The 26,261-nt window shown below is 71.8% G+C and carries 22 protein-coding genes; 12 read left to right on the top strand and 10 right to left on the bottom strand.

Features of this window, described 5'->3' with window-relative positions; translation table 11 throughout:
- Positions 1-58 precede the first annotated feature (58 nt).
- Positions 59-676 (top strand): hypothetical protein, encoded by a 618-nt coding sequence (locus ACIBVN_RS41850; protein WP_397145852.1) that lies wholly within the window; start codon positions 59-61, stop codon positions 674-676.
- A 124-nt stretch (positions 677-800) separates the two neighbouring features.
- Positions 801-1,145 carry an RNA polymerase-binding protein RbpA gene (locus tag ACIBVN_RS41845; protein ID WP_364846137.1) on the top strand — a complete coding sequence of 115 codons (345 nt, stop codon included), beginning with the start codon at positions 801-803 and terminating at the stop codon, positions 1,143-1,145.
- A 59-nt stretch (positions 1,146-1,204) separates the two neighbouring features.
- On the opposite strand, the gene ACIBVN_RS41840 is transcribed toward ACIBVN_RS41845, so the two are convergent.
- The 6 genes from ACIBVN_RS41840 to ACIBVN_RS41815 all read right to left on the bottom strand — a co-directional run bounded on the left by ACIBVN_RS41840 (position 1,205) and on the right by ACIBVN_RS41815 (position 10,322).
- Entirely contained in the window at positions 1,205-1,687 is a 483-nt protein-coding gene (locus ACIBVN_RS41840; RefSeq protein ID WP_397145851.1) for a hypothetical protein, read from the bottom strand.
- Positions 1,684-4,131 carry a molybdopterin oxidoreductase family protein gene (locus ACIBVN_RS41835; protein ID WP_397145850.1) on the bottom strand — a complete coding sequence of 816 codons (2,448 nt, stop codon included), beginning with the start codon at positions 4,129-4,131 and terminating at the stop codon, positions 1,684-1,686. The genes ACIBVN_RS41840 and ACIBVN_RS41835 overlap by 4 nt, the downstream gene beginning before the upstream one ends.
- A gap of 52 nt (positions 4,132-4,183) precedes the next feature.
- Positions 4,184-4,660, bottom strand: a complete 477-nt coding sequence (locus ACIBVN_RS41830; RefSeq protein WP_397145849.1) for an FxsA family protein — start codon at positions 4,658-4,660, stop codon at positions 4,184-4,186.
- 84 nt (positions 4,661-4,744) lie between these two features.
- A complete protein-coding gene (locus tag ACIBVN_RS41825; protein WP_397145848.1) occupies positions 4,745-5,494 on the bottom strand; it encodes a polyprenol monophosphomannose synthase in 750 nt (249 codons plus the stop codon).
- Complete coding sequence (gene lnt, locus ACIBVN_RS41820) at positions 5,494-7,008, bottom strand: apolipoprotein N-acyltransferase (protein ID WP_397145847.1); 1,515 nt, start codon at positions 7,006-7,008, stop codon at positions 5,494-5,496. Before lnt ends, ACIBVN_RS41825 begins: the two co-directional genes overlap by 1 nt.
- A gap of 1,112 nt (positions 7,009-8,120) precedes the next feature.
- Positions 8,121-10,322: a HelD family protein gene (locus ACIBVN_RS41815; protein WP_397145846.1), complete on the bottom strand. Its 2,202-nt coding sequence runs from the start codon at positions 10,320-10,322 to the stop codon at positions 8,121-8,123.
- 317 nt (positions 10,323-10,639) lie between these two features.
- On the opposite strand from ACIBVN_RS41815, the gene ACIBVN_RS41810 reads away from it, so the two are divergent.
- The 7 genes from ACIBVN_RS41810 to ACIBVN_RS41780 all read left to right on the top strand — a co-directional run bounded on the left by ACIBVN_RS41810 (position 10,640) and on the right by ACIBVN_RS41780 (position 18,495).
- Positions 10,640-11,836 (top strand): ROK family protein, encoded by a 1,197-nt coding sequence (locus ACIBVN_RS41810; RefSeq protein ID WP_397145845.1) that lies wholly within the window; start codon positions 10,640-10,642, stop codon positions 11,834-11,836.
- 22 nt (positions 11,837-11,858) lie between these two features.
- Positions 11,859-13,190 carry an ABC transporter substrate-binding protein gene (locus ACIBVN_RS41805; protein WP_397145844.1) on the top strand — a complete coding sequence of 444 codons (1,332 nt, stop codon included), beginning with the start codon at positions 11,859-11,861 and terminating at the stop codon, positions 13,188-13,190.
- A gap of 1 nt (position 13,191) precedes the next feature.
- A complete protein-coding gene (locus tag ACIBVN_RS41800) occupies positions 13,192-14,121 on the top strand; it encodes a carbohydrate ABC transporter permease (RefSeq protein WP_397145843.1) in 930 nt (309 codons plus the stop codon).
- The gene (locus ACIBVN_RS41795) at positions 14,118-15,011 is read left to right on the top strand and encodes a carbohydrate ABC transporter permease (protein WP_397145842.1); all 894 of its coding nucleotides are present in this window, start codon (positions 14,118-14,120) and stop codon (positions 15,009-15,011) included. The genes ACIBVN_RS41800 and ACIBVN_RS41795 overlap by 4 nt, the downstream gene beginning before the upstream one ends.
- A complete protein-coding gene (locus ACIBVN_RS41790; RefSeq protein ID WP_397145841.1) occupies positions 15,008-16,270 on the top strand; it encodes a 6-phospho-beta-glucosidase in 1,263 nt (420 codons plus the stop codon). Before ACIBVN_RS41795 ends, ACIBVN_RS41790 begins: the two co-directional genes overlap by 4 nt.
- Positions 16,267-17,238 (top strand): N-acetylglucosamine kinase, encoded by a 972-nt coding sequence (locus ACIBVN_RS41785; protein ID WP_397145840.1) that lies wholly within the window; start codon positions 16,267-16,269, stop codon positions 17,236-17,238. Before ACIBVN_RS41790 ends, ACIBVN_RS41785 begins: the two co-directional genes overlap by 4 nt.
- Before the next feature lie 102 nt (positions 17,239-17,340).
- Positions 17,341-18,495, top strand: a complete 1,155-nt coding sequence (locus ACIBVN_RS41780) for an acyl-CoA dehydrogenase family protein (RefSeq protein ID WP_397145839.1) — start codon at positions 17,341-17,343, stop codon at positions 18,493-18,495.
- Positions 18,496-18,500: 5 nt separating this feature from the next.
- Here the strand turns inward: ACIBVN_RS41780 and ACIBVN_RS41775 are convergent, their stop codons facing one another.
- The 4 genes from ACIBVN_RS41775 to ACIBVN_RS41760 form a co-directional block, all read right to left on the bottom strand.
- Positions 18,501-18,971 carry an Lrp/AsnC family transcriptional regulator gene (locus ACIBVN_RS41775; RefSeq protein WP_397145838.1) on the bottom strand — a complete coding sequence of 157 codons (471 nt, stop codon included), beginning with the start codon at positions 18,969-18,971 and terminating at the stop codon, positions 18,501-18,503.
- A 24-nt stretch (positions 18,972-18,995) separates the two neighbouring features.
- A complete protein-coding gene (locus tag ACIBVN_RS41770) occupies positions 18,996-19,589 on the bottom strand; it encodes a GTP-binding protein (RefSeq protein ID WP_397145837.1) in 594 nt (197 codons plus the stop codon).
- 258 nt (positions 19,590-19,847) lie between these two features.
- Positions 19,848-20,714, bottom strand: a complete 867-nt coding sequence (locus ACIBVN_RS41765) for a terpene synthase family protein (protein WP_397145836.1) — start codon at positions 20,712-20,714, stop codon at positions 19,848-19,850.
- A 125-nt stretch (positions 20,715-20,839) separates the two neighbouring features.
- Entirely contained in the window at positions 20,840-23,605 is a 2,766-nt protein-coding gene (locus ACIBVN_RS41760; RefSeq protein WP_397145835.1) for a CHAT domain-containing protein, read from the bottom strand.
- A 90-nt stretch (positions 23,606-23,695) separates the two neighbouring features.
- Here ACIBVN_RS41760 and ACIBVN_RS41755 point away from each other — a divergent pair, with 90 nt between their 5' ends.
- From ACIBVN_RS41755 to ACIBVN_RS41745, 3 genes are all read left to right on the top strand, one after another.
- A complete protein-coding gene (locus ACIBVN_RS41755) occupies positions 23,696-25,033 on the top strand; it encodes a S8 family peptidase (RefSeq protein WP_397145834.1) in 1,338 nt (445 codons plus the stop codon).
- Between the two features lie 73 nt (positions 25,034-25,106).
- A complete protein-coding gene (locus tag ACIBVN_RS41750; protein ID WP_397145833.1) occupies positions 25,107-25,688 on the top strand; it encodes an RNA polymerase sigma factor in 582 nt (193 codons plus the stop codon).
- A gap of 5 nt (positions 25,689-25,693) precedes the next feature.
- Positions 25,694-26,182: a hypothetical protein gene (locus ACIBVN_RS41745; RefSeq protein WP_397145832.1), complete on the top strand. Its 489-nt coding sequence runs from the start codon at positions 25,694-25,696 to the stop codon at positions 26,180-26,182.
- The last annotated feature ends 79 nt before the right edge of the window (positions 26,183-26,261 follow it).

The following is a 26,261-nucleotide window of genomic DNA, read 5'->3' as shown; positions in this document are numbered from 1 at the left end:
GCCACCCCACGAGAGCATTGCTCTCGCAACAGAGCGTTGCCCTTTTAAAGGAGCATTGATGGCCCCCAGACTCACCTCCGCAGCCTTCGCCGCCGGCGGGATCCTCTTCCTCGTCTATCCCGCGATCCGCCCCTCCGGCGACGACGCCGCGGCCATGGCCTCCACCGCGTGGGTCGCCGGGCACGCCGCCGCCATGCTCGGGTTCGTGCTGCTCGGCCTGGCCGTGCTCGGCCTGCACCAGGTGCTCGGCGACCGCCTCTCCCTGCGCGCCGCGGCGGTGACCTGGGTGGGCGCGGGCCTCACCCTGCCGTACTACGGCGCCGAGGACTTCGGCCTGAACGTGATCGCCCGGCGCTCGCTCCGCGACCAGGCGCCGGCGCTGATGGAGCTGGCTCAGGAGTTCAGGTACGGGCCCGTCGCGGTCACCATGTTCGCCGCCGGGCTTGTGCTGCTCGCCGCCGGCACGGTCATGGCCGCGATCTCCGTCTGGCGGTCCGGCACGCTGCACAGGTGGAGCGGGATGGCGCTGGCGTTGGGGTTCGTGCTGTTCATCCCGCAGTTCTTCGGCCCGTACCCGCTGCGCATCGCGCACGGCGCCCTGATCATGTTTGGCGGGCTCTGGCTGGCCGCGGCCCTGGTCGGAGCCGGGACGCGGGCCCAATCGGCGAAGGTCTGAAGAACCGAAGCCCCAAGCGCGATTGGATCACCCCGCGGGTGGGAATCCCATCACGGTACCAAGCGTTAGACACCGTGGGAGACAGACCCCCCACGCAAGGGGGCCCTGTAGGAGGCATTTAGACATGGGCGAGCGCGCACTTCGTGGCACCCGGCTCGGGGCAACCAGCTACGAGAACGACCGTAACACGGATCTGGCCCCACGCCAGGAGGTGTCCTACACCTGTCCTAAGGGCCATCGCTTCGAGGTTCCGCTTGCAGCCGAGGCTGAGATCCCAGCGACCTGGGAGTGCCGCATGTGCGGCGTGACCGCGGTACGCGTGGACGGCGAGCAGCCGGAGTCCAAGAAGGTCAAGCCCCCGCGGACACACTGGGACATGCTCCTGGAGCGGCGGTCCATCGAAGATCTGGAGGAGGTGCTCAACGAGCGGCTCGCAGTACTGCGGGCCCAGCGTCGTAAGAGCGCCTGACCTTCTCTCACGGTGAAACCCCCGGGCTTGCCGCCCGGGGGTTCTTCATGCCCGCATGCTCACGACATCAGGGCCTGGGGAGCCGACTCCTTCAGACGGGCGTTGGCCCACCGGAGTTGCCGCAGCGTCTGGGGATGGCAGCGTTGCGCCAGCGCGAGCAGATCCTGCCGTTTCGCCCCCTGGGCGCCCTGGGCCAGCAGCTCCCAGTCCAGGGACACCTCGGAGGCCACCAGGTACAGGTGGCGGAAGTCGGCCAGCAGGACCAGTCCGGGTCCTGGGCGGCGGCCGAGCCATTCGGCGGCCTTCTCGCGCAGGCGTTCCACCATCGAGGGGTCGCCCGCCGGAGACGGATCCAGGTCCAGCCCGTAGTCCTTCCCCAGCTCGGCCAGGTCCCGGACGTGGTCGTGGCACCAGCCCGCGAGGTCGCGGGCGACATGGTACGTCTCGTGGTCGGTCTTGTGCCGTTCTGACATCCGCAGCAGCACGTGGGCCAGCTCGTTCTCCGACCGGTGCAGTTCGCGGATCAGCAGATCGAGGTTCATGACAGGGACTCCTCGGCCTGGGCCTCGGCGCCGCCGACCGTCGCGGGCACCTCGGCGGAGACGGGGCGGGACGCCGTGGTGGTCGGCGCCAGGGACGGCGTGCCGGGGCAGACCTCCGCCAGCGAGACCCGTGCCGCGGCCGCCTTGAAGATGGGCTGCTTGGAGACCGGGTCCCAGTCCGTGATCGTCAGCTCGTTGGCCGCCCGGCCCGCTCCGGCGCCGGGCCCGCAGCCGCCGGGCAGGTCCCAGTAGCCGTAGTGGAACGGCAGGAAAATCACTCCGTCCCGGATCGCGGTGATCCGCAGCCGCGCCCGCACCGCTCCCCTGGCCGTGGCGATCTCCAGCAGATCGCCCTCGGCGAAGCCGTCGCGAGAGGCGTCCTCCGGCGACATCTCGACCCACGGCTCCGGGGCCGCCCGCTGCAGCTGCGGCGCCCGCGCGGTCTTGGTCCTGGTGTGGAAGTGGTAGAGGGTACGCCCGGTCGTCAACCAGAACGGGAACTCGCCGCCCGCCTGCTCGTGCGGCGGGACGTACTCGGCGGCCTTGATGATCGCCTTGCCGTCGGGGTTGAGCGCCTTGTATTCGGTGTCCGACAGCGGCGCCCCGGTGACCAGGTCGCGCCCGTAGTCCTCGCAGTAGCCTGGGGCGCTCCAGAAGCGGCCCTCGGCGTACAGGCGCTCGGTCCCGCCGGGGCGCTCGGCGTCGCACGGCCACTGTATGCCGCCACTCCCCCGCAAGCGCGCGTACGACAGTCCGCTGTAGTCGCACGGGCGGCCGCGCGAGCACTCCTTCCACGCCTCGAACGCCCCCACCGGGTCGCTCCACTTCACCAGCGGCGCGCCGTCCTTGTCGCGCAGATCGAGCCGGTGCGCGAGGTCCAGGAAGATGTCCAGGTCGGGGCGGGCCTCGCCGGGCGGCTCGACGGCCTTGTCCGACAGGTGGACGGTGCGGTCGGCGTTCGTGAACGTGCCGGTCTTCTCGCCCCACGTCGCGGCCGGCAGCACCACGTCGGCCAGCTGCGCGGTCTCGGACAGGAAGATGTCCTGTACGACCAGGAACAGCCGTGCCTGGCCGAGGATCGACCGGATCCGCCCCAGCTCGGGCAGCGACACGGCCGGGTTCGTCCCGGTCACGTACAGGAAGCGGATCGAGCCCTCCTCCACGTAACGGAACATCTGCATGGCGTGGGTCGGCGGGGCGTAGTGCGGGATGTCCATGGGGTCGACGTTCCAGATGCGGGCGAGGTCGCGCACGTGGGCGTCGTTCGACCAGTTGCGGAAGCCCGGCAGGTCGCCGTCGGCGCCGCATTCGCGGGTGTTCTGGGCGGTCGGCTGGCCGTTCATCTGCAGGACGCCGCAGCCGGGCCTGCCCAGCATGCCGCGTACGAGATGGATGTTGTTCACCTGGACGGCGGCTGCAGTGGCCTGGTGGGCCTGGTAGAAGCCCTGCAGCACGGTGGACAGCAGCCGCTGCGCGGTGCCGATCAGGCGGGCCGCCTCGCGCAGCGCGTCCGCGGGCACGTCGCAGATCCGCGCGGCCTCCGCCACCGGGAAGTCGTGCACCCGTTTCTCGAGCTCCTCGAAGCCGACCACGTGCTCGCGCAGGTAGCGCTCGTCGATCCAGCCGTTGGCGATGATCTCGTGGAGCAGGCCGTTCATCAGCGCGACGTTGGTGCCGGGGCGGTTGGCCAGGTGCACGGTGGCGGCGCGGGCCACCGGGGTCTGGCGGGGGTCCACGCAGACCAGCTTGGGCGGGTTCGGGCCGGCGAGCCGGTCGAGGATCCGCGTCCACAGGACGCTCTGGGTCTCGGCCACGTTGTGCCCGTACAGGGCGATGACGTCGGCGTGGTCGACGTCGGTGTAGGAGCCGGGCTGCCCGTCGCAGCCGAACGACTCCTTCAGCGCGGCCGCCGCCGTCGCCGTGCACAGCCGCGTGTTGCCGTCCAGGTGGTTGGTGCCGATGCCGCCGTGCGCGATCACGGCGAGCGTGTAGTACTCCTCCAGGAACAGCTGGCCGGTGGTGTAGAAGCCGAGGGCGCTCGGCCCCTGCTCGTCGAGCAGCCGCCTGGCCCGGTCGGCCACCCGCTCCATCGCGGTGTCCCAGTCGGTCTCGACCAGCCGCCCGTTCTGGCGGACGAGCGGTCGTACGAGCCGGTCGGGCGCGTTGACGGCCTGCCAGCCGTACAGGTCCTTCGGCCCGAGGCGGCCGTGGTTGACGCGGTCCTCGGCGCGCCCGCGCACCCCGACGACACGTCCGTCCTTGACAGCGATGTCCAGCCCGTCGCCGTTGCTGTGCAAGATGGTGGCGCTCTGCACCCAGCGGTCCACGTCCTGCGCGTGCACCCCGGCCTCGAGGAAGGAGTCGACGCGGACCGGCCAGGGCGCCCCCGGACCGTACGGCGTCCGAGTCCCCCACGGCTCGGCGATCCTGTCCACGTGCGGCATGCGTCCTCCCGCGAGTCATCCGATCCCGGACGCATGCCCCGTGTTCAAGGAGTCAGTCGCGGTCCTCGCGGATGACCTCGCCGTGGACCACCCGTCCGCCGTGCGGCGCCGCGGCGTCCTGCACGGGCGGGAAGAGGTGCGAGTACGGGGAGCTCGCGGCCAGCTTCTTGACCCGGCGGTCGAAGAACCAGCCGCCCAGGCGGCGCATCAGGGGCCGGGTGAACGGCAGCACGCACAGGAACCCGAACACGTCGGTGAAGAACCCCGGCGTCAGCAGCAGCGCGCCGCCCACCAGGACCAGGCCGGCGTCGGCCAGCTCACGGTCGGGCATCCGGCCGGAGCGCAACGCCTCCTGCAGCGCCTGCCAGGCCCTGCGCCCCTCACGGCGCACCAGCCACGCGCCGAGCAGGCTGTCGGCGATGAGCAGGGCCACGGTCGCGGGCCCGCCGATGACCGAGCCGACCTGGATCAGCAGCCAGATCTCCAGGACGGGGACGACCAGGAAGGCCAGGAAGAGCAGGAGCCGCATCGTTTCCTCGATTCCGCACACGCGCGCTACAGCAGGAACAACGCCCGGCGGGCGGAAAGCGTTCCGCCCCGCCTGAGACCTCGCTCAGCTACGGCCGCCGCCGCGCAACCGCTTGGGCAGCCCGGTGACGCCCCACATGCCGATGCGCCACAGCGCCTCCGACATGACCTTGCCGCTCATCTTGCTCTTGCCGACCGTGCGCTCCACGAACGTGATCGGCACCTCCACCACCCGCAGCCCGTGCTTGGACGTGCGCAGCGTCAGGTCGACCTGGAAGCAGTAGCCCTGCGACTCGACGCCTGACAGGCCCACCTTCTCCAGGGTGGCGGCGCGGTAGGCGCGGAACCCGGCGGTCGCGTCGCGTACGGGCAGGCCGAGCATGACCCGGGTGTAGAGGTTGGCGCCCTTGGACAGCAGCTCACGCCGGTGGGGCCAGTTGACCACCTTGCCGCCGGGCACGTAACGGGAGCCGATCGCCAGGTCGGCGCCGTCGGCCAGCGCCCCCAGCAGCTTGGGCAGCTCCTCGGGCTGGTGCGAGCCGTCGGCGTCCATCTCGACCAGGACGTCGTAGCCCTCCCTCAGCCCCCAGTGGAACCCCGCGATGTAGGCGGCGCCGAGGCCCTGCTTGGCCTCCCTGTGCAGGACGTGCACGTGATCGTCGCCGGCGGCCAGCCCGTCGGCGACCTCGCCGGTGCCGTCGGGGCTGTTGTCGTCGGCCACGAGCACGTGGGCCTCCGGCACCGCGGCCCGGACCCGCTCGACGATCATGGGCAGATTGTCGCGCTCGTTGTAGGTGGGCACGACGACGAGCACCCGGCCGAGAGTCTCCATCATCAGTCGTTCCTCATCCGATCGCCTCGCCGCCTGCCACGCCACGCGGCGACTCCTGCCGCCGCCGCTCCCATCATCATCAATGCCCACTCAGGAGCCGCGCCCACTCTCGTGGCGATCGTTTCCTGGGTGCGTACGGGCACCTTGACCACGTTCATGTCCGCGACCAGTTCGCGGGTCCGCCAGGAGACCTTACCGTCAGGTCTGATGTAGGCGGAGATCCCCGTGGTGGCGGCGGCCACCACGGCCCTGTTGTGCTCGACGGCGCGCAGCTTGTACATGGCCAGCTGCTGCGGCGGCAGGTTGGACAGGGCGTAGGTGGCGTTGTTGGCCTGCATCACCAGGGGGGTGCCGCCGGCGCGTACGGTGCCGCGCACCGTCTCGTCGTAGGCGACCTCGTAGCAGTTGACCGCGCCGATCGTGACCGGCCCCATCTTCAGGTCGCCCGGCTTGTCCCCCGCGATCGACTGCCTGCCGACCAGGTTCGCCCGCTGCCACAGGGCCAGCACGATGTCCTTGAACGGCGTGTACTCCCCGAACGGGACCAGGTGCTGCTTGTCGTAGTAGGCGCCGGGCCCGTTCTTCGGGTCCCACACGAGGCTGCGGGTCGCGCGGTTCTCCTCGCCGATCGCGACCACGGCTCCGATCAGCGTGGGCACGCCGACGTCCTGGACGGACTCCTGGATGATCTGGCGGGCGTACGGGTCGCGGTAGGGGTCGATGTCGGTGGAGTTCTCGGGGAGGGCGACCAGGTCGGGCTTGGGGAGCTTTCCCTCGCGTACGGCCTGGGCCAGGCGTTTCGTCTCGTTGGCATGATTTCTCAGGACAACGGCGGGTTCGTCGCCCAGGAAGCCCATGCCCCTTCCCGGGACGTTGCCCTGGACGATGCCGATGTTGACGGTGCGTCCCTCGTCGCCGGGTCTGGGGATCGCGAGGGTCAGCACCGGCACGGCCAGCGCCAGCGCCACGGGCGCAGCCCTGCGCCACCCAGCCCTGGACCCGGCCCTGGACCCGGCCAGGGCGGCGTAGGCAAGCAGGGCGCCGCACAGGGCGACGGCGAACGACACCAGCGGCGCGCCGCCCAGCGCGGCGTACTCGGTGAACAGCGACTCGCTCTGGCTGAAGGCCACCCGCGCCCAGGGGAACCCGCCGATGGGCACCAACCCGCGCGCCCACTCCATGGCCACCCACAGCCCGCCGAACCACAACGGCCAGGCCCGCAGCCTGAACACCAGCGCGGCCAGCGCGGCCATGGCGGCGTAGAACACGCTCTCCGTGCCGACCAGCATGAGCCAGACGTCGTCACCGATGGCCCGTACCCAGGCGAGGGTGGGCAAAAGGAACACCACGGCCGTCAGGTAACCGAGCCAGGCGGCCCTCCTGGGCCTGGCGCCGTAGAGGGACGCGACGATCAGGGCGATGCCGAGCGGGGCGCACAGCCACCAGTCGAGCGGGGGGAAGGCGGTGTAGAGCGCCAGCCCTCCGGCCACGCCCGCCGCCACGCGTGCGAGCAGCACCCACCGCCCCTCACCGCGCCCGCCCTGCGCGGACGCGGTCGTTGACGCGGTGGTCGGCGCGGACGCGGTCGTTGACGCGGTCGTTGACGCGGTCGTTGACGCGGTCGTTGACGCGGACGTCGGTGCAGAGGCGGTCGTTGGTGCAGAGGCGGTCGTTGGTGCAGGCGTGGCCTCGGGCGCAGGCGTCGATGCGGCGCCGGACGGCGGCTCGGTCTCCGACACCACGACGCCCACAGCCCCGTCCACGGCGCGCCCGTCCTGCTCGCCCACGGGCGCGGCATCGGACGCAAGCACAGCATCAGAGGCGAGCGAGGCATCAGAAGAAAGAGCGGCATCGGACGCGGCAGCTGCGGATCCGGGGGCGGCGTCAGGGAGCGGCGCGACATCGGACGTGACAGACGCCGGCGTGGCGTCGGCTGGGAGCGCCGCGTCGGGCGTGGACGACCCCGTGCCGCCGGTCGAAGGCGGCCCGTCGGAGAGCGTTCCGTCCAGAGGCGCCTGCGGCGCAGCGGCGGCGGGCGGAGGTGGCGCGTCGGCATGCGGCGAGTCGCGCCCGGGAATGGGCGGTAGGTTCGTTCTTTCCTGAACCACTCCGGGGTCTCCTCCGCCGAATCGCACGCCTGCTTGCGAAAACGCTACCGCCCCGCGGGCGCGCTCAGGCCAGCACGGCACGGGAAGATCGAAAGAATCGGCGTTTCATGGAAACGCGGCAGGGTGATCCCGCGGCCGACGGGACCACCCGGCGCACATGTCGGTCCTGCGCACGAGAGCGGGAAGAGGGCCCGGAAACCCTTCGGACCGGACCCGTCTCGTCGGCGGCGAGCTCGGAATTCCGTTGTCTACTGGGCTCCCGGACCCGTCCCGGGTCCAACCCCCCGCCCGGTTGGGGTGCCCCGACTCGACGGACCGACGGCCCTGCACCTGGCTGTGTGGACGAAGTCACGCTCCGTCACGGACGCAGGATCCGGCGATGTCAGAGACGGCCAACCGGCCAAGTCCCGTGCTGGACTGCGCAGCAAACTACCGACTCCACCTCAGATGTCAACCGTGTCCCGATCAGCAGAAACATCAAGTTTTCGCAGGTAGGACATGGGCCGCAAGCCGATCAAAGCTCATTTGCGTGCTGGTGAGCGGCTTGGCAGGCCGCTCAGGGCCTGCGACAGCGGCTGCTCGTGCACCACTCCGAGCCGTTGCGTGGCACGGGTGAGAGCAACATACAGGTCGCTCGGCCCTCGTGGCGACTGGGCGGCGATGAGGTCGGGTTCGGCCACGATCACCGAGTCGAACTCCAGCCCCTTCGCGTCGGCCACCGCCAGCACGGCCACCGGCGCGTCGAGAGCCGCCGCCGCCCCGGTCCGCCCCGAGCCCGAGGAGTCGCCCGAGCCGGGCGTCACCACCACCGCGCCTTCCACCGTGGCGGCCACCTCGGCGCCCAGCGACTCCAGCAGCGCGTCCGGCACCACCACGGCGACCTTGCCGCCCTCCCCCACCTCCGCCTTGGCCAGCTCCGGCAGCGCCGGCAGCGGCGCCGACCACGGCTCCACGCCCGCTTCACGCACAGAGGTCGGAGCCTGCAGCGAGGGGTCGATGGTGGCCAGGACGCGGGCGGCCACCGCCATCAGCTCCACCGGCGTGCGGTAGTTGACGGTGAGCCGCTCCTGGCGCCACCGACCGGCCACGTACGGGTCGAGGACCTGCTCCCACGAGCGCGCCCCGGCGGCTGACCCGGTCTGCGCGATGTCCCCGACGATGGTCATCGACCGCGTCGGGCACCGCCGCATGACCGCCCGCCACGCCATCGGCGACAGCTCCTGCGCCTCGTCCACGATCACGTGCCCGTAGGCCCACGTGCGGTCGGCCGCGGCGCGTTCTGCGGTGGTGAGGTAGGGGCCCGCGTCACGCTGGCGCTCGGCCAGGCGCTCGGCCTCCATGATGTCGGACAACCCGGTCAGCTCCAGGACCTCGCGGGCGTAGGCGAGCTCGGCCTCGCGCTCGTGCTCCTCGGCCTGCCTGGCGGCGGCCAGCTCCTCCTCGGCCTGCATCGCGGTGGCGCGCAGCACCTGCTCGTCGATGTCGCCGAGCAGGTCGGCGGCCTCGTCCAGCAGCGGCACGTCCGACTCGGTCCACGCCCCGCCGTCGCGCCGCAGCAGCGCACGCTCTTCCGGGCTCAGCGCCGAGGCCGCGTATCCGAGCCGCTCAGGGGAGCCGTACAGGCCGAGCAGGAGCCGTTGCGGCGTCAGGTACGGCCACAGCCGGTTGAGCGCGGACTTGACCGCCGGCTCGGTACGCAGCTCCTCGCGCAGGTCGGCCAGCTCCTCCTCGTCGATGAGCCCCTTGCCGATCTTGCGGGCCTGCTGCCTGGCCAGTGCGTTCAGCAGCGAGCGCACGAACACGGCCCGCGCCTGGTTGTGCGGGCGGCGGGAGCGCGTGGCCTTGTTCCTGGCGGCGTCGAGCATGGACCGGTCGATGGTGAGCGTGATGCGCCCGACGGTGAGCTCGACGGGTTTGCGCGGCACCCGCTGCCGGTCGCGCACGGCCTTCGCGATCACCTCGGCCATGCGTATGTCGCCCTTGATCGCGGCCACCTCGGGCCGTTCCCTGGCGGTGGCGGTCACGCCCGGATAGAGCTCACCCACCGTGGACAGCAGCACGTCGGTCTCGCCCAGCGAGGGCAGGACCTGCTCGATGTAGCGCAGGAAGGTGAGGTTGGGCCCGAGGATGAGCACGCCGCGGCGCTCGAGGCGTTCGCGGTGGGTGTAGAGCAGGTACGCGGCGCGGTGCAGGGCCACGACGGTCTTGCCGGTGCCGGGACCGCCCTGCACGACCAGCACGCCGTTCAGGTCGCTGCGGATGACTCGGTCCTGCTCGGCCTGGATGGTGGCGACGATGTCGCGCATGCGGCCCGTGCGCCGCTCGTCGAGCGCGGCCAGCAGCGCCGCCTCGCCGTTGAGCGTGGCGCGGTCGTCGTCGGTGAGCGAGTCGAGGTCGAGCAGGTCGTCGTCGACGCCGACCACGGTGCGGCCCTTGGTCTGCAGGTGGCGGCGCCTGGTCACGCCCATCGGGGCGGCGGGTGTGGCGCGGTAGAACGGCTGTGCGACCGGCGCCCGCCAGTCGATGAGCAGCCGCAGCTGCTCGTCGTCGGTCATGCCGATCTTGCCGATGTACAGCCGGCCCTCGTCGACGTGATCAAGACGACCGAAAACCAGCCCGCGCTCGACCGCCCACAGCCGCGCGAGCCTGGAGGCGTACATGTCGGCGAACGTGTCGCGCTCGGACCTGTTCTGCATCGTGCCGACGGCCCCCGCGGCCAGCACCTCTTTGAGCTGCCGCTGGGTACGCTCGCGCAGCTCGTCGAGGCGGCCGTAGAGTCGGGTGACGTAAGCCTGCTCCCTGGCGAGCTCTGTTTGACGAGTTGCCGCCTGACCATTATTGTGGTTAATGGGACACTCCGGGCCATTCTGCTTGTTGTTACGACAAACGACGACATTAGCATGCCTGTTGAGGCACTCCCATCGCTTTCCTCTTCTTTCCCTCCCGTTACGTCTTGGTGTCACCCCTTGACCGTTACGGGCCGACTCCTTATGTTCCGAGTTAGGAAACTTTCCTAACTCGTGAGCAAGGAGATTCGACCGTGAGCGGTCCGGTCCCGGGGACCCCTAGTCTGCTACGCGCCATCAATGATCGCGCCGCCCTGCAGGCCCTCCTCGAACGAGGCCCGCTGACCCGCCCCGAGATCGGCACCCTCACCGGACTGTCCAAGCCGACAGCATCTCAGCTGCTCTCCCGGCTGCAGGAGGCGGGGCTGGTGGTGCTCGACGGCATCAGGGAGGGCCTGCCCGGGCGCACGGCCGAGGTCTACCGCATCAACCCGGCGGCGGCGTACGTGGCCGCGCTCGACGTCACCCCGGACCGGATCGAGGCCAAGGTGGCCGACATCACCGGTGCGATCGTCGGCGAGCACACGCTGCCGACCACGCGCCGGCCCCACGGCGAGCTCGTGGACCGCCTCGACGCCGCCCTGCGGGGCGCGAACCCGCCCGACAAGCTGCGCAGGGTCGTGATCGGCGTGCAGGCCGCGATCGACCCGTCCACCGGCAGGCTCGGGTACGCCGCCGCCAAGGACGTGCCCGGCTGGCAGATCCCCGACCTCGTGCCCACCCTCAGCGCGGGCCTGGGCGTGCCTGTGGACGTGGAGAACAACGTCAACCTCGTCGCGCAGGCCGAGCAGGCGCACGGCGCCGCACAGGGCCATCAGGACTTCGTGCTGCTCTGGGCCGACGAGGGCATCGGCGCGGCCGTCGTGCTGGGCGGGCGCATGCACCGGGGCGCCACGGGCGGCGCGGGCGAGGTGGGCTACATGCCGACCCCGGGCGCGCCCACGGCCCGCGAGGCGGGCCGCTACGCCAACCACGGCTACCAGGCGCTCACCGGCGGCCCGGCCGTGCTGAAGCTGCTGCGCTCGTACGGCGTGCGCGGCGCCGACTTCCGGCACGCCGTCGCCAACGCGGTCAAGGCGGCCGAGGGCAAGGGGCAGAAGGCCGACGACGCCAGGGCCGGGCTGCGCGACATCGCCGCCCGGCTGGCCGTGGGCCTGGCCGCCGTCACCTCCGTGGTCGATCCCGGGCTGATCGTGCTGACCGGCGGCATCGTGCTGTCGGGCGGCGAGCCCCTGCGCGAGCTGGTCGAGCACGAGCTGCACGCGCTCACCATCCCGCAACCCCGAGTCCGCCTGTCGAGCGTCGAAGGCAACCCGGTCCTGGCCGGCGCCCTGCACCTCGCCCTCGGCACCGTACGCGACGAGGTCTTCAGCTCAACTGTTCCGACATGATCCATGGCAGGAGGCACCCCCCGTGCGCTTCGTCCCTCTGGCGGTCGCCGCGGCTCTCGCGCTGACCGCATGCACAGCAGGCAAGGAGGCAGGGCCGTCGCTCGGCGCCCAGCCCAGACCCTCAGGCTCCGCCTCGCCGGCGCTTCCGGCGGCCGCGCTGGAGCTCTGGCACGGCTTCTCGACCGACGCCGAGGTGAAGGCGTTCGAGGATGCCATCGCCGGCTTCAACAAGAAGTTCCCCCAGATCACCGTCAAGGCCGTCAAGGGCGTTCAGGACGACCAGATCACCCACGCCATCCGCGGCGGGAACGCTCCCGACGTGGCGGCCTCGTTCACCACCGACAACGTCGCCCAATGGTGCAGGTCGGGATCGTTCCAGGATCTCGCCCCGGTGATCAAGCAGGACGGCATCGACCTGTCCGTGCTGCCCGCGGTGGCACGTTCCTACTCGGGCTTCGACGGCAAGCAGTGCACGCTGCCGCTGCTGGCCGACGCGTACGGGCTCTACTACAACAAGAAGCTGATGAAGGGCGAGGCGCCGCCCAAGACGCTGAGCGAGCTGACGGCCCTGGCCAAGAAGCTCACGGTGCGCGACGCCGACGGCACGATCAAGGTGGCCGGCTTCATCCCGAGCGTCCAGTACTACGAGAACAGCCCCAGCCACCTGGCCCCCATGGTGGGCGCGAAGTGGTACAACGACGACGGCACCTCGGCCATCGGCTCCGACCCGGCCTGGAAGCGGCTGCTGACCTGGCAGAAGGAGCTCGTCGACTGGTACGGCTACGCCAACATGGAGAAGTTCCGCAAGAGCCTGGGCGACGAGTGGAGCGCCAAGCACCCGTTCTACCAGGGCAAGGTCGCCATGGTCCTGGACGGCGAGTGGCGCAACGCCATGATCGCCAACGAGGCGAAGGACCTCGACTACGGCACCGCTCCCCTGCCCGTCGCCGACGACCGGCCCGACCTGTACGGTAGCGGCTTCACCGCGGGCACCGTGATCGGCGTGCCGAAGGGCGCCAAGCACCCGCAGCAGGCGTGGGAGCTGGTCAAATACCTCACCACCGACACCTCCTCGCTGGTGACGCTGTCGAACGCGCTGCGCAACGTGCCCACGACGAAGGCGTCGATGGACTCCCCCGACCTCGCCAAGGACGCCAACTTCACGACATTCCTGGAAATCTTCGCCCATCCCAAGACCGTGACCATTCCCCCCAGCGTGAACAGCGTGTTCAACCAGGAGGCCATGTCCACCTTCATGACGAAGTGGGAGAAGGGCTCCGTACCGGACCTGGACGCCGGGCTGAAGGGCGTCGACAAGCAGATCAACGACAAGCTGAAGCTGTCCGGAGGCTGAGGTGGCCTCGCTCGCTCACGCGTGGCGGCGCAAGGAGGGGCTGCGCGCCCTCGTGTGGTTGTCGCCGTGGATCGCCGGAGTGTCGATCTTCTTCGTCTATCCGCTGCTGTCCACGGCGTACTTCTCCTTCTTCCGCTACGACATGTACACCCTCGAGTTCGCGGGCCTGGACAACTACCGGTACCTGTTCGAGGACCCCCGGGTGGTGACCTCGGCCAGGAACACGCTCTGGCTGGTGCTCGTCATGGTGCCGGCGACGGTGCTGTCCTCGCTGGCGCTGGCGCAGCTCGTGGTCCGGCTCAAGGCCGGGGCCGGGCTGTTCCGCACGATCTTCTACCTGCCGTCCCTGGTGCCGCTGGCCGCGGGCACGATCACGTTCGTCTTCCTGATGAACCCGGCGACCGGGCCGTGGAACCAGTTCCTCGCCCTGTTCGGCATCCACGGCCCCGACTGGTTCGGCGATCCGGCCTGGTCCAAGCCGAGCCTGACGCTGCTGTCGATGTGGAGCTGCGGCCAGCTCGTCGTGATCTTCATGGCGGCGCTGCTGGACGTGCCCAAGCACCTGTACGAGGCCGCCGCCATCGACGGGGCGGGACCGTGGCGGCAGTTCCGCAGCGTGACGTTGCCCTCGATCGCGCCCGTGCTGCTGTTCTCCCTGGTCACGACCGTCATCTACACCCTGCAGTACTTCTCGCAGGCGATGATCGCCTCCCGGGTGGCCTCGGGCTCGACCGACTCGCCGGGCAGCTCGTTCTCGCCCGGCTACCCGGACGAGTCGCTGCTCACGCTGCCGCAATGGCTCTTCCAGGTCGGCTTCCGCGACTACTCCATGGGGTACGCGTGCGTCCTCGCGCTGCTCCTGTTCGCCACCTCGATGATCTTCACGTTGATCCTGCTGAGGCAGTTCCGCCGGGCCGAGGAGGCGTCATGAGCGCCACGATCACCGCGCCGCCCCGCACGGTGGCCGCGCATGCGCGGCGGGACGGCCTGCGGGCCCGCAGACGGCGGGTGCTGGTCTGGATCGCCACCCACGCCCTGGCCATCGCGCTGGCGCTGATGTTCCTGGCGCCCGTCGTCTTCATCGGGCTGACCGCGCTGATGAGCGACCAGCAGGCGCTGACCAGCGACCTGTGGCCGCGCAGCTGGAACTGGGACAACTTCGCCGTGGTGTTCGAGAAGTCGATGCTGCTGCGGTGGGCGGCCAACACGCTCATGTACGCGGTGCTGGGGACGGTCTTCACCGTGGTGTCGTCCGTCCCGGTGGCGTACGCGCTGGCCAGGTTCCGCTTCCGCGGGCGGCGGCCGGCGTTCCTTCTGGTGGTCACCGCGATGATGCTGCCGCCGCAGGTCGTCGCGGTGCCGATCTACCTGGTGTGGGCGCGGCTGGGGCTGACCGACAGCCTGTGGCCGCTGATCCTGCCGATGCTGCTCGGGGACGCGTTCTCGATCTTCCTGCTCCGGCAGTTCCTGGTCACGATCCCGCGCGAGTACACCGACGCGGCCAAGGTGGACGGCTGCTCCGACCTCGCGACCCTGGTCAGGGTGATCCTGCCGATGGCCCGCCCGGCCATCGCGGCGGTCGCCCTGTTCCAGTTCTTCTACTGCTGGAACGACTACTACGGGCCGCTGCTGTACGCCGGCGTCGAACAGGACCACCTGACGCTGTCGCTCGGCCTGGCCACGTTCAAGGCCTTCCACAGCGTGCAGTGGAACCTCACCATGGCCGCCACGCTGCTGGTGACCGCACCAGTGATCATCGTGTTCTTCTTCGCCCAGCGAGTGTTCATCGAGGGCGTGACTTTGACGGGAGTGAAGGGTTGAGACTGGCCGTGGTCGGGGGCGGCTCGACGTACACACCTGAGCTGGTGGACGGCTTCGCGCGGCTGCGCGACGAGCTGCCGGTGACCGAGATCGCCCTGATAGACCCTGACGCGGCGCGCCTGGAGCTGGTGGCGGGCGTGTCGCGGCGCATGCTGGCGCACGCGGGCCACCCGGCGCGGGTGCTGGCCACGTCCTCGGTCGAGGAGGGGGTCGCGGGGGCCAGGGCGGTGCTCTTCCAGCTCAGGGTGGGCGGGCAGGCGGCCCGCGAGGTGGACGAGACGCTGCCGCTGCGCTGCGGGTGCGTGGGGCAGGAGACGACGGGCGCGGGCGGGCTGGCGAAGGCGCTGCGCACGGTGCCGGTCGTGCTGCAGATCGCCTCGGTGGTACGCGAGCTCGCGCCGCAGGCGTGGATCGTGGACTTCACCAACCCCGTCGGCATCGTCACCCGCGCCCTCCTCGACGCCGGGCACCGGGCGATCGGGCTGTGCAACGTGGCGATCGGCTTCCAGCGCCGCTTCGCCGCCGGCCTGGGGGTGGACCCCTCGCGGATCTCGCTCGGCCACGTCGGGCTCAACCACCTGACCTGGGAGCGGGCCGTCTACCTGGACGGGGAGGACGTCCTGCCGTCCATCCTGCGCACACACGGCCAGGAGATCGCCGACAGCCTCGGGCTGCGGCTCGGGCTGCTGGAGCGGCTCCGCGCGATCCCCTCGTACTACCTGCGCTACTTCTACGCGCACGACGCGGTGGTGCGCGAGCAGCGCTCCAAGCCGTCGCGGGCGGCGGAGGTCGCGGCGCTGGAGCGGCGGCTGCTGGAGCTGTACGCCGACCCCGCCGTGGTGACGAAGCCGGAGCTGCTGTCGCAGCGGGGTGGGGCGTTCTATTCGGAGGCGGCTGTGGCGCTGATCGCGTCGCTGCTCGGGGATCGGGGCGACACCCAGGTCGTCAACGTGCGCAACGCCGGCACGCTGCCGTTCCTCGACGACTCGGCGGTGATCGAGGTGCCGGCGACCGTCGGGGCGGGCGGGGCGGCGCCGCTGCCGGTGCCCGCCGTCGAGCCGCTGTACGCCGGGCTGATCGCGCATGTGTCGGCGTACGAGACGCTCGCCCTGGAGGCGGCCCTGCACGGCGGGGCGGACCGGGTGCGGGACGCGCTGCTCGCCCATCCCCTGGTCGGGCAGGACGAGATCGCCGAGGAGCTGACGGGCCTGCTGCTGGAGGCCGGCCGCGCGCACCTGCCGTGGACGGTGGGCCGGTGACGCGGCTTGTGCTGGCCGTGGACGGCGGCAACAGCAAGACCGACGTCGCGGTGGTGTCGGAGGACGGCCGGGTGCTCGCCACGGGCCGCTCCGGCGGGTTCGCGCCGCAGCGCGACGGGGTGGCGGCGGCGGTGAGCGTGGTGGAGCAGGCGCTCTCGGCGCTGCCGCCGCCCGCGGCCGGGTTCGACCACGTGTCGGCCTGCCTGGCGGGGGCGGACCTGCCCGTCGAGGAGGAGGCCCTGGCACGGGAGCTCGCGGCCAGAGGGCTCGGCGGGGACGTGGTGGTGCGTAACGACACGTTCGCGCTGCTGCGGGCCGGCGCGTCGGCCGCGTGGGGGGTGGCGGTGGTGTGCGGCGCGGGCATCAACGCGGTCGGCGTCTCCCCCACCGGCGCGGTGGCCCGCTTTCCCGCGCTCGGCCGGATCAGCGGCGACTGGGGCGGCGGCCAGGGCCTGGCGGAGGAGGCTTTGTGGTACGCGGCCCGCGCCGAGGACGGCCGGGGCGCGCCGACCGCGCTGACCGGCCTGATCACCTCCCACTTCGGCACGGCGACGGTCGAGGAGCTCGTGCTGGAGCTGCACTTCGGCCGCCTGGCCGAGGAACGCCTGCACGAGCTCTCGCCGGGCGTGCTCGCCGTGGCCGCGGACGGGGACGCCGTGGCCAGGTCGCTGGTGGAGCGGCAGGCGGAGGAGGTGACGGTGCTGGCCGAGGTGTGCCTGCGCCGCCTCGGCCTGCTGGAGACCCCGGCGGAGGTGGTGCTGGGCGGTGGCGTGCTGACGGCCCGGGATCCGCTGCTGATGTCGCTGCTGGACGCGGCTTTCGCGGTACGCGCCCCGCGGGCCAAGCTGGTGCTGGCCGACGTGCCCCCGCTCGTGGGCGCGGCGCTGCTCGGCCTGGAGCACCTCGGGGCCACGGAGGCCGCCAGGACGCGCCTGCGGGCCTACTACGAGCCGCCGCGGGCAAGCTGAGGCCGTCCGCGGCCGGTGATCGGGGGCAGCAGGCGTCAGGCACACTGAGACGGGGCTCGCCGGCAAGGCGGCTCAACGCACCGGCACCAGCACGGGGAAGGCATGACCATGCTCACCGCCGAAGAACAGGCCGTCGTCGACACGGTCCGCGACTTCGTCGACCGCGAGGTCCGGCCCGTCGCCCGCGATCTCGAACACGCCGACGAGTACCCCGGCAAGCTCATCGAGCAGATGAAGCAGCTGGGCGTCTTCGGCCTGGCCATCCCCGAGCCCTGGGGCGAGGCGCCGGTGTCCATGCCGTGCTACGCCCTGGTCACCGCCGAGCTGGCGCGCGGCTGGATGAGCCTGGCCGGCGCCATGGGCGGGCACACCGTGGTGTCCAAGCTCATCCTCGCCTTCGGCACGCAGGAGCAGAAGGACCACTACCTGCCCAGGATGGCGACCGGCGAGATCCGCGCGACCATGGCGCTCACCGAGCCGGGCGGCGGCTCGGACCTGCAGGCCATGACCACCACCGCGCGCCGGGACGGCGACGGGTACGTCGTCAACGGCGCCAAGACGTGGATCACCAACGCCCGCCGCTCCCAGCTGATCGCCCTGATGTGCAAGACCGATCCCACCGCACGCCCCCGCCACCAGGGCGTCTCCATCCTGCTCGTCGAACACCTGCCGGGCCTGACGGTCTCGCGCGACCTGCCCAAGCTCGGCTACAAGGGCGTGGAGAGCTGTGAGCTGGCCTTCGACGACTACCGGGCACCGCGCACCGCCCTGCTCGGCCCCGAGGAAGGTCACGGCTTCGCGCAGATGATGAAGGGGCTGGAGGTCGGCCGCATCCAGGTCGCCGCCCGCGCGCTCGGGGTGGGCCGTGCGGCGTTCGACGACGCCCTGCGCTACGCGCAGGAACGCGAGAGCTTCGGCAAACCCATCTGGCAGCACCAGGCCGTCGGCAACTACCTCGCCGACATGGCCACCGACCTCACCGCCGCCCGCCAGCTCATCCTGCACGCCGCCGAGCGTCACGAAAGCGGCCAGCGCTGCGACATGGAGGCCGGCATGGCGAAGCTGTTCGCCTCCGAGGCCGCCATGAGAGCCGCGCTCAACGCCGTGCGCATCCACGGCGGTTACGGCTACTCCACCGAGTTCGACGTCGAACGCTACTTCCGTGACGCGCCGCTGATGATCGTGGGCGAAGGCACCAACGAGATCCAGCGCAACGTCATCGCCGCCCAGCTCGTCAAGCGCGGCGGCCTGGAGTGAACCGGTCAGGCGTCCTGGCCGGAGGGGGGCTCGGCGGCCACCTCGGGGGCGCGGTGCTCGTACGGGGTGCTCAGCACGACCGTCGTGCGGGTCGAGACGTTGGCCGAGGCGCGGATCTGCTGCAGCAGGTCCTCCAGCGCCGTCGGTGAGGCCACGCGGACCTTGAGGATGTAGCTCTCGTCGCCCGCCACGCTGTGGCACGCCTCGATGGCCGTCAGGTGGGCCAGCCGCTCGGGGGCGTCGTCGGGCGCGGCCGGGTCGATCGGCTTGATCGACACGAACGCGGTCAGCGGCAGCCCCACCGCGTCATGGTCGATGATCGCGGCGTAGCCGCGCACGACCCCGCGCTTTTCCAGGCGGCGTACGCGCTGGTGCACCGCTGAGACCGAGAGCCCGGTCTCCCTGGCCAGGTCGGTGAAGCTCATGCGGCCGTCGCGGGCCAGCAGCGTGACGATCCGGCGGTCGATCTCCTCCATCGCCAAAAGGTTAGCCGGTCATGGTCACGACATGGTCCCGACGGGCGAGGCGCCCATGCGCATCGCGTGCTCCATCAGCGTGACGAGCACCTCTCTGCCCGAGTCGCGCCTGCGGGCGTCGCAGTGGACGATGGGGATCTCGGGCTCCAGGCCGATCGCCGAACGCACCTCGCCCACGGTGAACTGCCGCGTGCCGTCGAAGTGGTTGAGCGCCACGATGAACGGCTGCTCACGCTTCTCGAAATAGTCGACGGCCGGGAAGCAGTCGTCGAGGCGGCGGGTGTCGGCCAGCACGACGGCGCCCAGCGCGCCCATGGCCAGCTCGTCCCACACGAACCAGAACCGTTCCTGGCCGGGCGTGCCGAACAGGTAGAGCATGTAGTCGTTGGCGATCGTGATGCGGCCGAAGTCCATGGCCACGGTGGTGGTGAGCTTCCGCTCGACCCCCGACAGGTCGTCGATGTGGGTCCCTAACTGGGTGAGTGCCTCTTCCGTGCGCAGCGGGCGGGTCTCGGAGACGGCACCGACCATGGTGGTCTTGCCCGCACCGAAACCGCCGGCGATCAAGATCTTGATCGCCGTCGGCAGCCGCCAATGGTCAGAGCGACCGAATTCCATCCAGCACCGCCTGTACATCTCCCGCGCATGCACAACCCGCCCCTGAGGTGCCGTGGTCAGTGGTACCTGTCAAGGTGTTGTCGAGAAGGTCGCTCCACATGCCTGGCATCGAGACACCCTAGCAACGCCACATTTTCCACTCAAGCCGCAATCATTTACAAGAAACTAAATGTCACGGTTTGTCGCTTAGCGCACCCTTATTCGCCTGACTCACCGGCAATCTGTCAAGTGAGTCTGTCATGGAATCCGACACGCCCTTTAGCGGGCCGGACCGTAGCCCGAAATCCCGATGAGACCGGCGTTGAATCCGATCTGTCTTCGCAGGTAGACGGCCGTGCGGGGGCTGCGTGCCCGTACCGGCTCGATGAGGACGGCCGTCTCGCGCGCCAGCTCGGCCATCGCCTCGCTCACCTCGGCGCGGCTGACGCCGAGCGCCAGCACGTTCAGGTCGCCCCAGCTCATGTCCCTGCGGTACGAGGCCACGTCGCCGAGCAGGTGCAGGTAGCGCTGGACGCGGCGGCTGACCGCCCGCAGCTCCTCCAGGTTGGCCTTCGCCCAGTCGTCGGCCGTGTAGATCCAGTGCGACACGTCCACGAAGCACGAGCCGCGGCTGTCGGCGTTGTCGAGGTAGCCGTCCAGCGTGGGGACGGCGCGCGTGTCGCGCCACACCCACGCCCTGGCCATGCCCGCCAGCATCCTGGCGAGCTGGTCGCGCCAGAGCCACCGCAGGCCGTCGAACTCCTTGACGGTGGCCAGCTCGTCGCGCAGGTCGGCCAGGAACCGGGTGACCGCCGAGCGGGGCACGGCGCCGTCGGCGACGGACAGGCATTCGCTGGTCAGGCGGCTCACCTGCTCACGGGTGGTCGCCGTGTGGTCCACGAGCCGGTCGACGGCCAGGACCCACAGAGCGGCCCGGTTGGCGACCTTCAGGCGCGCGGCACTGGCCCAGGGGGCGCTGAAGGCCATGGAGAGGGTCAGTGCGCTGAAGTCGTCGGCGCCGAAGGCCGCCGCGGGGAACAGCCCGCTGTACATCTGGGCGCAGCGCCGCAGGTCCCTGCCGCACTCAGCGGCCAGCGCGCACGTCCTGCCGAGCTCGAACGCCTCGTCCAGCTCATGGTCGGGCATCCTAGGGCCGCTCGATGAGCTCGCGGATCATGGGCGACCGTCCCCCAATACCCCGGATATACACCTGTTCAGCGAATTGTTTCATGATCACGAGCTTCCGATCAAGGTATCAGCAGCGTGGCCGATCAGCCCGCTCCGATGGCTATGAACGACACGTCGTCGCCTCTGGCCCGGCACAGCGCCTCGGCGAGGCCGAGCCCGCGGCGCAGCCCGTCGTGCAGGCCGGCCATGACGGGCACGGCGGTCTCGTCGTTCACGGGGACGACGCTGGCGACGATCGCGGCGGTGCCGAGGCGGAGCAGGGCGGTGGCCAGGCCCAGCAGCTCGTCGGCGCCGACCGCCGCCATCTGGCCGGAGTCGCAGCTGGACAGGACGAGGTGGTGGGGTGCGCGGCGCAGGCGTTCCAGGTCGTAGCCGGTCAGGGGGCCGTCGTCGAGGTGAAGGGAGGAGAACAGCGGGCTGTCTGCCCTGAACGTGCCGTGCGCGGCCAGGTGGGCGAGCGGGCTGCCGTCGATGGCGGCCAGCACGGCGGGCGCGGTGGCCTGGCCACCCGCCAGGACGGTGACGTCGCCGTACGGAGGCGCGTCGTGGCCGCTCGCGGGGGCTTCGCCGTACAGGCGGGCGATCTGGCGGATCTCGCTGTCGGCGTGGGGGACGCCGGGGCCGCGTACGAGGACGATGCGGCCGCCGTCGGGGCGGCGGGCGGCTCTGGCGCGCAGCCACGCCCCCGCGGAAGGAGCCACGGTGAAGGGCCGGCGGCGCAAGGACGGCAGCAGGGCCCAGGGGGTGGTGTGCAGGGTGCTCGGCGGCACGATGACCAGCGGCCCGTCGCCCGGCCGGCCGGCGATCGGGCCGAGGAGCGCCTGTTCCAGGCGGGCGCCGAGGTCGTGCAGCTCGCGCCGGCCGGGGTGGCGCTCGTAGGCGAGGCGGCGGAGCCTGGAGCGGGCGAACTCGACCTCGGCGGCGGCCCGGTCCATCGGCCCCACGGCGTGCCGGCGCACGGTGCCGTCGCCGCAGAGCAGAACGTGCAGGGTGCCGTCGATGACGACCAGCTCGGCCAGCCGCCCCTCGCCCAGGGCGGCCAGGAGCCGTTCCGTCCGGTCTCCGTCGCGGTCCCCGCGCTCGCGCCCGCCGCGGGTGCGCAGTGTCGTGGCCCGTACGCGGGACTCCAGGCGGCCGCGGTCACGCTCGAGGGCCGCGGCCGAGGCGGCGCCGTCCTGGCGGGCGTGGGCCAGCAGGTGCTCGGCCTGCCGCAGGGCGGCGAGCTCGGCATGCAGTCGGTCGTCCTCGGGCGGGCACACGGCGGGCACGGCGAGCTCGGTGGCGCGCCACCGCTCCGTCCAGGCCAGCAGGCGGCGCGGCCGTCCGGCACGCAGGAGGTGCCGCTGCGCGAGCGTGACCAGCTCAGCGCCCTGGGCGGTGGCCAGCGCGCGTAACTCGGACGACCCGAACGTGAGGCGGTGCTCCTCGATGAGCGCCAGTCCGGCGCGGCACGCATGCAGCAGGCGGCGCGGCTCCCCTGCCGCCTCGGCCCTGAGCGCCTGCGCCAGCCAGCCGCCCACGCGGGTCGTGGCGGGCCCCTTGTGCCGGACGTCCGCGGCCCTGGCCAGGTGCCGTTCGGCCACGCCGGGCCGGCCCAGGACGAGCGCGATGCGGCCCGCCAGCAGGTGCGCCTGCCACACCTCGGGCGACCCCAGCCCCGCCAGCCGCCCGGCAAGCCGCCGGGCCTCGCCCAGCAGGCGCCGCCACGCGGCACCGTCCGCCGCCACGTCCGGGAAGGCCGCCGCGTCCGGGGCGACGGCGCCCACTCCGTCAGGAGCCGCAGCGCCCCCGCCGCCCAGCGAGCGCACCCCACCGGCGGCCGGCACCCCGAGGGGCATCTCAGCCATGCCTGAAGGTCTGAATGACGTCAGGGTGGCGTGTTCGGCTTGGAGGAGGATGAGGCGGGCGTGCTCGGACCACCAGGTGCGGTGCTGGCGGGCGAACGACCGCCGGGCCTCCCCCGCCCGTTCCATGGCCGTGACCGGGTCGGCGCTCTGGAGCGCGGCCCGGGCGGCGATGAGCAGGAGCTCGGCCCGCCGGGTCGCCTGCCCGCGCAACCGCGCCAGCAGGCGCAGGCCCCCGTCGGCCTGCTCCAGGGCGTCCCTGGCGAGCCCTGCGGCGAGCAGGACCGCGCACCGGTCGGCGATCAGGTCGAACATCGGCGTGCCCAGCGCGCTGAAGCGCCGCTCCGCCTCGTCCAGCAGGTCAAGCGCCGCGGGCAGGTCCCCCGTGCGGAAAGCCGCCACCCCGCGGTTCTGCACGGCCACGGCCGAGTCGTGCTCCTGCCGGGTCGTGCCCAGCATCTCCTGAGCCGTACGGAAGTCCGCCTCGGCCGCGGCGACGGAGCCCAGGGCGAGCTGGACGTGCCCGCGCAGGGTCAGCGCCCGGGCCGCCCACACCGTGTCGCGCGCCGCCAGCAGGGCGGGCACCGCGTCCCGCAGGTCCTCGAGCGCCTCGGCGTGCCGTCCCAGGATCCAGCGGGCCCCCGCGCGGCGGAACAGCACCCGTGCCCGCGTCTTCCCGTCCGCCCGCGCCGCCGCCGAGTCGAGCGCCGTCAGTCCCGCTCTGGTGCGCCCGGCGTGCAGCAGCGCGATGCCCAGCGTGGCCAGCACGTCGGCCTCGCGGTCGGCCGAGCCCGAGCGCCGTGCCAGGCGCACGGCCTGCCGCAGCTCCCGGATGGCCGCCTCGAGGTCGCCGAACTCGCGGTGCAGGATCCCGAGCGCCTGCCTGGCGATCGACGACTCGTACGGCCCGCGCCCCGCGGCCAACACCGCCCTGGCGGACGCCAGGGCCTCCCGGGGTCTCGCGAAGACCATGGCCAGCAGGTCATGCGGATCTTCACGGGACACGAGTCGATGGTAGACCCGTGCTGTATCAGCGGGCTCTCTGGCCGCTCATACACACGTACACGCGAAGCTGAACGGAGAGCGACGGAGAGCATGGCCACATCGGACACCCGGTTCTGGGAGCAGCTGGAGATTCTCAACGCCGCCCTGCCGGACGGCATGCGCGCGGTGGCCGGCCCGGAGGGGGCCGCCCCCGGCTCCGCCGTCCAGCCGCGCTTCGCCCATCTCGACGGGCACATCCTGGTACGCGATGCCGACGCGCACCGGGCCGCCGCGGCCGTCCAGGGCCTGCTGCCGGGCCACGACGAGGTCCGCGTGGCCGATCCGGGGGGCGCGGGCCGAAGCTCCGTACGCAGGCTCCGCGTCGGCTCCAGGGATCTCCACCGCACCGTCGAGCGCCTGGCCGGCGAGGACATCGAGTCGAGCCTCGTGCACTTCGTGTCCGTCGCGGGCGTCAACCTGTGCCCGGGCGACGAGCCGGTCCCGAGCGCGGGGCCGCTCAACCCGCCCCTGTCGGGCCGCGACCGGGGCGCGAACGTGACCGTCGCCGTCCTCGACACGGGCCTCGTCCACGACTACCTCGACCACCAGTGGCTGGCCCAGAGCTCGGGACTGCCCGACATCCCCGCGGTGACCGGCGACGTCACCGGTCCCGGCGACGAGCTGGACGCCGACGGCCTCATCAAGCCGTACGTGGGCCACGGCACCTTCATCGCCGGCGTGCTGCGCTGCGTGGCCCCCGCCGCCGACGTTCGCGTCCACAACGCCTTCCCGTACGCCGGCGCCGCCTTGGAGGACGAGCTGGGCCTGACCCTGCTGCGGATCCTGGACACCCACGGATGGCCGGACATCGTCGCCCTGTCCGCCGGCACCAGGACCGAGAACGCCGGCGCGCTGCTCGGCCTGGCCGCCTTCATGGACGAGCTCGCCGCCCACCCGGGCACGCTCCTGGTGGCCGCGGCGGGCAACGACGGCGACACGCTGCCGTTCTGGCCGGCCGCCTACGCCGCCGAGCCCGTCAACGCCTCCGGCGACGTGGTGATCTCAGTGGGCGCGCTGCGCGAGGACGGGCGCGGCCGGGCCTGCTTCAGCAACCACGGGGACTGGGTCACGATGTACGCGCCGGGCGAGCGCCTGGTCAACGCCTTCACCTCCGGCTCCTACCAGTACGGCTACCCGCACCGCACCACCTGCCGCTTCTCCGGCCAGGGCCTCTACCCGGGCTGCACCTGCCTGGCGACGCTGCAGGACGGCGACAAGGCGACCTTCACCGGCCTGGCGGAGTGGAGCGGCACGTCGTTCGCCACACCGATCGTGGCCGGGCTGGTCGCGGCCCGGATGTCGCAGGAGAAGGTGTCGTCTCGGGTGGCCGCGGCGCACCTCATGGCGGGGCGGCTGACCGTACCGAATTTGAGCGGTTTTCTCCGATGACGCGGAGTTCGCGGCCCAGCGGCGGTACGCCAAATATATTGGGCTTCCCGCCCGAACACAGGGAGCCGCCGCCGTGGACGACACCGCAACTCTGGTCGCGGCTGCCGCGGACGGCGACGCGGGCGCGTGGAAGGAGCTCTACCAGCGCTTCAGCGGGCTGGTGTGGGCCGTGGCGCGGAGCTACCTCGTGAACGCCGCCGACGCCCAGGACGTGTGCCAGACGACCTGGTACCGCTTCGCCGAGCACCTGACCCGGCTCAGGGATCCCGCGCGGGCCGGCTCCTGGCTGGCCAGCACCGCCAGGCACGAGGCGCTGCGGGTGCTGCGCACCAGCGGCCGCGCCCTGCCGGTCGGCGACCTGGAGCTGCTCGGGATCGACGTCGACGACCGCTCGCCCGAGCTCCTGCTGCTGGAAGCCGAGGAGGAGAGCGAGCAGGCCGTGCGCGAACGGGCGCTGTGGAGCGTGTTCGAGGAGCTGCCCGAGCGCTGCCGGCGGCTGCTGCGCGTCCTCATCGCCTCGCCGCGGCCGAGCTATCAGGAGATCGCGGACGGGCTGGACATGCCGGTCGGCAGCATCGGCCCCAACAGGGGGCGGTGCCTCAAGCGGCTGGGCGCGCTGATGAACCGGCGCGGCGTGAGCGGCATCCGGGGGTGAACGGCATGGACGACGCCATGGAGGACGCCATGGACGACGCCATCGACGGCGCCATGGAGGACGCCGGCATGGAGCTGGAGGAACGCCTCCGGGCGGCCGCCGAGCGGCTCGACCCGGTCCCGGCGGAGCTGTTCGAGGAGGCCATGAGGGCGTACGCGCTCAGGTCACTGGACGCCGAGCTGGCCGAGCTGACGTTCGACTCATGGGACCAGCTGTCGGCGACCCGGGTGCGAGGCGGGGGGCGGGCGCGGCTGCTGTCGTTCGCGGCGGGCGAGGTGGTGGTCGAGCTGGAGGTGTCCGGCGGGCGGCTGGTGGGGCGGTTGTCGGGCGGCGGGCCGGCGGACATCGTGGTGCAGCGGCGCGACGGCGGCACGCGCGTGCGCGCCGACGAGCTGGGCCGGTTCACCACGGGCCGGCTGGCACCGGGGCCGCTGCGGCTGCGGGTCAGCCCCGAACGCGGCGGCCCGGTGGTGACCACCTGGATCCTGATCTGACCTCGCCCATCGATGCGCGGCCGGGGCTGCCACTTGGGCGACCGGCGCTACCGCTTGGGCGGGCGACGCCACCGCCTCG

The organism is Nonomuraea sp. NPDC049400, assembly GCF_044466425.1.
Classification (GTDB): Bacteria; Actinomycetota; Actinomycetes; order Streptosporangiales; family Streptosporangiaceae; genus Nonomuraea.
This window is presented reverse-complemented; position numbering and strand designations above follow the sequence as displayed.